At 69.3% G+C, this 7,060-nt stretch carries 7 protein-coding genes and 3 pseudogenes; 7 read left to right on the top strand and 3 right to left on the bottom strand.

Annotated elements, in window-relative coordinates:
- Positions 1-434, bottom strand: a pseudogene (locus x551_RS16425) (folate-binding protein); the annotation flags it as partial.
- 44 nt (positions 435-478) lie between these two features.
- Here x551_RS16425 and mltG point away from each other — a divergent pair.
- The 7 genes and pseudogenes from mltG to x551_RS16460 all read left to right on the top strand — a co-directional run bounded on the left by mltG (position 479) and on the right by x551_RS16460 (position 5,512).
- A pseudogene (gene mltG, locus x551_RS16430) lies at positions 479-1,491 on the top strand (endolytic transglycosylase MltG).
- Positions 1,488-2,134 (top strand): annotated as a pseudogene (gene tmk / locus x551_RS16435) (dTMP kinase). The pseudogenes mltG and tmk overlap by 4 nt, the downstream one beginning before the upstream one ends.
- A complete protein-coding gene (holB, locus tag x551_RS16440) occupies positions 2,131-3,204 on the top strand; it encodes a DNA polymerase III subunit delta' (RefSeq protein WP_036229310.1) in 1,074 nt (357 codons plus the stop codon). The pseudogene tmk and the gene holB overlap by 4 nt, the downstream one beginning before the upstream one ends.
- Positions 3,204-3,590 (top strand): PilZ domain-containing protein, encoded by a 387-nt coding sequence (locus x551_RS16445; RefSeq protein WP_036229307.1) that lies wholly within the window; start codon positions 3,204-3,206, stop codon positions 3,588-3,590. Before holB ends, x551_RS16445 begins: the two co-directional genes overlap by 1 nt.
- A 90-nt stretch (positions 3,591-3,680) precedes the next feature.
- Positions 3,681-4,493, top strand: a complete 813-nt coding sequence (locus tag x551_RS16450; RefSeq protein ID WP_036229305.1) for a TatD family hydrolase — start codon at positions 3,681-3,683, stop codon at positions 4,491-4,493.
- Positions 4,494-4,501: 8 nt separating this feature from the next.
- Entirely contained in the window at positions 4,502-5,128 is a 627-nt protein-coding gene (locus tag x551_RS16455) for an ankyrin repeat domain-containing protein (RefSeq protein WP_011829451.1), read from the top strand.
- 135 nt (positions 5,129-5,263) lie between these two features.
- Positions 5,264-5,512, top strand: a complete 249-nt coding sequence (locus tag x551_RS16460) for a hypothetical protein (RefSeq protein ID WP_011829450.1) — start codon at positions 5,264-5,266, stop codon at positions 5,510-5,512.
- Positions 5,513-5,936: 424 nt separating this feature from the next.
- Here the strand turns inward: x551_RS16460 and x551_RS16470 are convergent, their stop codons facing one another.
- Together x551_RS16470 and x551_RS16475 are read right to left on the bottom strand one after the other, a co-directional pair.
- A complete protein-coding gene (locus tag x551_RS16470; protein WP_011829449.1) occupies positions 5,937-6,239 on the bottom strand; it encodes an SEC-C domain-containing protein in 303 nt (100 codons plus the stop codon).
- 420 nt (positions 6,240-6,659) lie between these two features.
- The coding region (locus tag x551_RS16475) for a hypothetical protein (RefSeq protein ID WP_036229296.1) at positions 6,660-7,060 on the bottom strand (401 nt) is incomplete at its 5' end.

The raw sequence follows: 7,060 nt of genomic DNA on the forward strand, positions 1-7,060 counted from the left end.
TCGTCCAGCGCATGCCGCGACCAGACCGCGCCGTTCACCGCCGCTGGCAGCACCTGCGCCAGCCAGGCCGCGGCGCTGCGGCCGGCCAACCCCACCAGCACGGCGTCGTCGCCCCCTTCGCTCAGTTGCGCCTTGGCACGCAGCACGAACATGCGCAGGCGCTTGAGGGTCGCGGGCAGCACATCGCTGCGGCAGGCCAGCCAGATCTCGTCGTGGCTGCGCTTGAAGGCCACGAAGCTCGCAAGCATGCGGCCCTTCGGCGAGCAGTAGGCGGCGAGCCGGGCCTCGCCCAGGCCCAGTCCAGTCATGTCGTTGGTGAGCTGGCCGTGCAGGAAGCTCGCGGCGTCGGCACCGGCTGCGCGGATCACTCCGCTGTGCAGCAGGCGCACGGCGCCGTCGGCCACGGAGGTGCTGGAGGGGAGAGGGGTCGACATGGCCTGATTATCATCAGCGTCGACATGAAAGTTCTCTCCCGACGATGAAGCGCGCACTGAAGCGAGGGCTGTTCCTGCTGTTGGTGCTGGCGTTCGCTGGCGGCGGTCTGGCGGCCTGGTGGCTGACGCAGCCCCTGGCGCTGGCCTCGCCCAGCGTCGAGCTGTCGGTGGAGCCGGGCACGTCGCCACGCGAGATCGCCCAGGGGTGGGTCGACGCAGGGGTCCGCGCGCCGCCGCTGCTGCTCTACGAGTGGTTCCGCTGGTCCGGCCAAGCGCGCAAGATCCGCGCGGGCAGCTACGAGATCGGCCCGGGCACCACGCCGCTCGCGCTGCTGAACAAGATGGTGCGCGGCGACGAGGCCCAGGCCACCGTGCGGCTGATCGAAGGCTGGACCTTCCGGCAGTTCCGCGCGGAGCTCGCGAAGGCCGAGGCGCTGAAGCCGGACACCGCCTCGATGAACGATGCCGAAGTGATGGCAGCGCTGGGCTCACCGGGCCGATCGCCGGAGGCTGGTTCTTCCCCGACACCTACGCCTACAGCAAGGGGGCGAGCGACCTCGCCGTGCTGCAGCGTGCCCACCGCGCGATGCAGCGCCGCCTCGAGGCGGCCTGGCTCGAGCGGATGCCCGACACGCCGCTGAAGAGCCCCGAAGAGGCCCTGACGCTGGCGTCGATCATCGAGAAGGAGACGGGCCAGACGGCAGATCGCGGCAAGGTCGCCAGCGTGTTCGTGAACCGGCTGCGCATCGGCATGCCGCTGCAGACCGACCCCACGGTGATCTACGGGCTCGGCGAGGCCTTCGACGGCAACCTGCGGCGGCGCGACCTGCAGGCCGACACGCCCTACAACACCTACCTGCGCACGGGCCTGACCCCAACACCGATCTCGATGCCGGGCAAGGCCTCGTTGATCGCGGCGGTGCGGCCGGAGACGAGCCGGGCGCTGTACTTCGTCGCCCGGGGCGACGGCAGCAGCCAGTTCAGCGAAAACCTCGCCGACCATAATCGGGCCGTGAACCGATACCAGCGCGGCGGCGGCCGCGGCGCTGCGCCATGAGCGCCGCTCCCCTCGCGCCGCCGTCCGGGCGCTTCATCAGCTTCGAGGGCATCGACGGCGCTGGCAAGTCGAGCCACCTCGATGCCGTGGCCGAGCGCTGGCAGCGCCGCGGCCTGGAGGTCGTGCGCACCCGCGAGCCGGGCGGCACACCCTCGCCGAGACCCTGAGGGATCTGGTGCTGCACCAGGGCATGGATGCGCTGACCGAGGCGCTGCTGATCTTCGCGGCGCGGCGCAACCATCTGCAGCAGTGCATCGCGCCTGCACTCGAGCGCGGCGCCGTGGTGCTGTGCGACCGCTTCACCGATGCGACCTTCGCCTACCAGGGGGCTGGCCGCGGCTTCGACCTTGCGGTGCTGACCACGCTGGAGAGCTGGGTACAGCGCGGCCCTGGCGGGCTGCGCCAACCCGACCTGACGCTGTGGTTCGACCTGGATCCGGCTGTCGCGGCGCAGCGCTTGGTGGCGGCTCGCACGCCGGACCGCTTCGAGCGGCAGGACGAGGCCTTCTTCCATCGCGTACGCGACGGCTATCGGGCACGTTTCGAGGCCCAGCCGGAGCGCTTCGTGCGCATCGACGCCTCGCAATCGCGCGACCAGGTGGCGGTGCAGATCGCAGCCATGCTGGCGGAGCGGGGCTGGTGAGCGCCAGTTCCGACGACGGGCTGCTGCCCTGGCTCGAGGCCCCGCTCGCGCAGGCGCTGCACGGCACGCGCGGTCATGCCTTGCTGCTGCACGGCATGCAAGGGGTAGGGCAGTTCGAGCTGGCACTCACGGTGGCGGCGGCCTGGCTGTGCGAAGGCGATGACCCGGCGGCGCGCCCCGGTGGCCGCGCCTGTCGGGGGTGTGCGGCCTGCCGGCTGATCGCGGCTCGCACCCATCCCGACCTGATGGTCCTGGTCCCCGAGGCACTCCAGGAGGCGCTGGGATGGTCGGGGAGCGACGAGGCCGCCGACGGCGAGGGCGGCAAGAGCAAGGCCAAGCCCAGCCGCGAGATCAAGGTCGAGGCGGTCCGCGCGGCCGTGGCCTTTGCCCAGCAGACCTCGTCGCGTGGCGGCGCCAAGGTGACGGTGATCTACCCGGCCGAACGCATGAATCCCGCGAGCGCCAACACCTTGCTGAAGACGCTGGAAGAGCCGCCGGGAAGGGCGCATTTCGTGCTGGCCAGCGCCGCGCCGCAGCGTCTGCTGCCGACGGTGCGCAGCCGCTGCCAATCCCTGCGCGTGCCGTTGCCAGCGCCCGATGTCGCGGCCGGCTGGCTGGCCGCACGGCAGGTCGCGCAACCCGAGGTGTTGCTGGCGGCGGCTGGCGGCCAGCCGCTGGAAGCGCACGAGCGGCTCGCGTTGGGGGTGGATGCACCGGCCTGGCTGCGCTTGCCGCGCGAGGTGCTGGCAGGCCAGGCCGCCACCTTGGCGACCTGGCCGCTGCCGATTGCGATCGATGCCTTGCAGAAGCTCTGCCACGATGCACTGGCGATCGCGGTCGGGGCATTGCCCCGCTACTTCCCGGCCGACGGCCTGCCGGCCGGCGGCGACGTGGCGCGACTGACCGATTGCTCCGCAGACCTGCGCCGTGCGGCTCGACACGCCGAGCATCCATGGAACGCAGGCCTCGGCGTGGAAGCCCTGGTCTTGCGGGTGCGCGCGGCGTTGCGGCCCGGCAAAGAAGGCGATGCGCAACACTCGCGCGGCCCGTCATTGGCTACACTGAAGTGATGAACGAACCGAACGCCCGGGGCCCCGCCAGCGCTGCTGCCAACAGCGCACGCCCGAGCGTGATCCAGCTCGTGTTCCGCGAGAAGGGCGCGCTGTACGCCGCCTACATCCCGCTGTTCGCCGAAGGCGGCCTGTTCGTGCCCACCACGCGCGAATACCGGCTCGGCGAGGACATCTACCTGCTGCTCTCGCTGCCCGACGACCCGCAGCGCTATCCGGTGGCCGGAAAGATCGGCTGGGTCACGCCGGCCAACGCATCGGGGGGCCGCACGCAAGGCGTCGGTGTCCGCTTTCCGACCGACGAGAAGACCCGCCTGCTGAAGGTCAAGATCGAGGAAATCCTCGGCACCTCGATCTCCTCGGCCAAGCCGACGCAGACCATCTAGCCGGCGGCCGGATCGGCCGAGTCGAAGAGGGCGGCCCGCCCGCGCCACGCCGATCATTCCGCTGAATTCCTTCTGACGAATCTGCCCGCGATGTTCGTCGACTCCCATTGCCACCTGAGCTTCCCCGAACTGCAGGCCGATTTGCCGTCCATCCGCGCTGCGATGGCGCGTGAGCGGGTCGATCGCGCCCTGTGCATCTGCACCACGCTCGAAGAGTTCGACACCGTCCATGCGCTTGCCATGGGGCACGACAACTTCTGGTGCAGCGCCGGCGTGCACCCCGACACCGAGGGCGTGCGGGAGCCCAGCGTCGCGGATCTGCTGGCGCTGGCGGCACGGCCGCGCGTCGTCGCGATCGGCGAGACCGGGCTCGACTACTACCGCCTCGGTGAGCGCAGCGTGGCCGACATGGCCTGGCAGCGCGAGCGCTTTCGCGTCCACATCCGGGCCGCGCGAGAGAGCCGCCTGCCGCTGATCATCCACACCCGCAGCGCCAGCGACGACACGCTGGCGATCCTGCGCGAGGAGGGCGCCGGCCCTGAGGGAGGCGTGACCGGTGTCTTCCACTGCTTCACCGAGACCCGCGCGGTCGCGCGCCAGGCGCTGGAACTCGGGTTCATGATCTCGTTCTCCGGCATCCTGACCTTCAAGAACGCCGCCGAACTGCGCCAAGTGGCGAGCGAAGTGCCGCTTGACCGCTGCCTGATCGAGACCGACAGCCCCTACCTCGCACCCGCACCCCACCGCGGCAAGACCAACAACCCCTCCTACGTACCGCTGGTCGCCGCACAACTGGCGCAGATCAAGGGCTGTTCCATCGAGGCCGTAGCCGAGGCGACGAGCCGCAACTTCGAGCGCCTGTTCGGCCCGGCCGTGCAGTTGCGGGAGCCTGAAAATTTCTGATAAACGACATGAAAAAGCTTCTGTATCTGCTTGTCGCTCTGTCATTTTCTTCGGCCAACGCCGGCTCTTACGACGACTTTTTCCGGGCCGTCGTCAGCGACGACAGTGCGGCGATCCGCAAGCTCGTCGCGCTCGGCTTCGACCCCAATTCGCCCGATCCCAAGGGCCAACCCGCCATCTCCCGCGCACTGTTCGCCGAATCCGCCGGTGCCGCGCTGACACTCGCGCGCCTGCCCGGCACCGACCCCAACGCCCGCAACACCGCGGGCGAGACGCCGCTGATGGTGGCCGCTCTCAAGGGGCAACCCGAGGTCGCATCGGCGCTCATCGAGCGCGGCGCGGTCGTCGACCCGCCGGGCTGGACGCCGCTGCACTACGCCGCGGCAGGCAACTCGCAGCCCGTGCTGGAACTGCTGCTGAAGCAGGGTGCCGTCGTCGATGCCCGGGCGCCGAACGGACGCACACCCTTGATGATGGCCGTGTTGCACGCCAGTGAGGACCTGATCGACGCCTTGCTGGCTGCCGGCGCGAATCCTCAGGCGCGCGAACGCAACGAACTCACGGCGGCCGACCTGGCGCAGAGGGCCGGACGCGAACGGCTCGCGTTGCGGCTCGCGGCCTTGCCGGCGCGCTGAGGACCACGGCGAGGTCTCGACCCGACAGCGTGTCATCCAAATTCCGACACGCCATTTGGCGCCGGGACGACTACGGCAGGCCACTCGGCCTGCCTACATTGGGATCATCGCCACGCCACCTTCGAAAGGGACAGCATGCTTCCGATCCAGATCACGTCGAACCCGTTCGCTTTGTTGATGGAGCCGGAAGCGGTGGTCCAGGCGATGGAGCACTCCGATCGCCTGAACCGCCTGCAGCGTCGCATCTGCCGCCCACTGGACAAGCAGACGCTGACGCCTGGCGAGGCCGACGCAGCATCCTTCGATCGCGCCGTCGAGGCCGAGCCCGAGGCAGACCCTGAGCCGTTCATCGCCACATCCTCGCGCGCTGCCGGGTTGATCTGAGCGTTCGCGAGCGCTCTCGAACGCCGCATCAGCGGTGTCGAGGGGGCCCAGAGAGGGGCTGGATCAACCCTTGGGATGACCTGAATAACCGCGCCAATGTATAACCCCGCCAGGGTTTCGTGATACCACTTATCCACATACTCAGCGTGTAGCTGAGCCGCATATCCCACTTTGCGCGCCAGATATCGAGGCCCCAGGCCCAGCCGACGCCGATGTGCGCAGCCGTGTAGAGCGGATCACCGTTGAGAAGACGCCATATGTCGCCCTCGACGGACCCAAAGAGCCAGCAGCGAACCCGGTGCCAGCGGCCTTTGACCGCCTCCATGGCCAGCCGGTCCCAGGGGTCGTAGGGCGTGAACGGGCCATCGGCCATCCGCTCCCAGGCGTCCCGAACTTGGAACGCGGGCTCAGCCATGACGCCCCCTCAGGGTTTGCCGTGGCAGTGCTTCCACTTCAGCGCGTGGCCGTTCAGATCGACCGCACCGCAGGGGCAGGGGTCCGAACGGCTCGCCGGGGCCTTGAAGGCCGGTTTCTGGGCCGGTGAGGGCGCTTCGACCGAGGCAGGGGGCCTGGGCGCCCTGCGCACACCCGGGCCATCCGGCATACGGGCATCGAGGTAGTCCCGCAGCGCGATCGCCAGGAGCGCATTCATGCTGACCCCGACGAACTCCGCATAGGCTTTGGCATCGGCCTCGACCGATTCGGGCAGACGAGCAGTGAACGCCACGAGGGCCCCCTTTCGTTTGATGTGGTATCACTTTAGCACCACCGTTCTGTCTATGAAGAAGGGGGGTGCCGATCGCCGGCTTTGTTTACTCATTGTTCTAAAGTGTCCTAGGAATAAATTTAGGCCGGTCGGCCTTCGGCCGCCCCGCCTCCCTGCGGTCGCCGGGGCGCCGCCGTCCGTCCGTCCCGGGGCGTCGCCTCGTACCTCGTCTCCCGCCCCCGTCCGTCCGTCCAGCTGCTACCCGGCCTGCCTTCGGATTGCTTACCAGGGTCACCCTCCACAGCGCTGCAACACCAGTCACTAGCCGAGAGCACGTCAGCACGCGGGTTGCACCCCCACACCGGGCTTTGCCCGCCCCCGGGAGCTTTCGCGCTCCCCCCTGCGGGGCCCCCCTTCGAACACGGCATCCGATGAAGGAGGTCAGCCACGGCCGTCTCCCAGGAGGGGCGCATTGGCAGCGCCAGAATCGGAGAGCGCCAGGACGTGGGCGAGCTGGGCGCGAAGCTCGCCGTTTTCCCGCCGGAGCGCGTTGACGTAGCCCACAGCCGCCGTGGCATCGTTGACGGCCGCGCAATGGACCGCGGAGCGACCCCAGCGGGTCAGCCAGTACAGCGCCAAGCAGGCGGAGCGCGGCGCCGACCGCGCCTTGTTCCATCGGTAGACCGTGCTCAAGCCGACCCCCAGGACCCGTGCGACACGGTGCGGCGGAGGCCGGCCAAGATCCTCGAGGATCGTTTCCCAAATTGGGAGTGCCCGGGGTGCATGGTCGATGGTGTAGAGGTTCAGCTTCATGGGAGGCGATCCCTCCCAGCCATCCTTTC

The organism is Methylibium sp. T29, assembly GCF_000576205.1.
GTDB lineage: Bacteria > Pseudomonadota > Gammaproteobacteria > Burkholderiales > Burkholderiaceae_C > Methylibium > Methylibium petroleiphilum.

Coding starts and splice junctions, on each gene's coding strand:
- x551_RS16460 (WP_011829450.1), top strand. CDS start 5,264: ATGCTTCCGATCCAGATCACGTCGAACCCGTTCGCTTTGTTGATGGAG.
- x551_RS16445 (WP_036229307.1), top strand. CDS start 3,204: ATGAACGAACCGAACGCCCGGGGCCCCGCCAGCGCTGCTGCCAACAGC.
- x551_RS16455 (WP_011829451.1), top strand. CDS start 4,502: ATGAAAAAGCTTCTGTATCTGCTTGTCGCTCTGTCATTTTCTTCGGCC.
- x551_RS16450 (WP_036229305.1), top strand. CDS start 3,681: ATGTTCGTCGACTCCCATTGCCACCTGAGCTTCCCCGAACTGCAGGCC.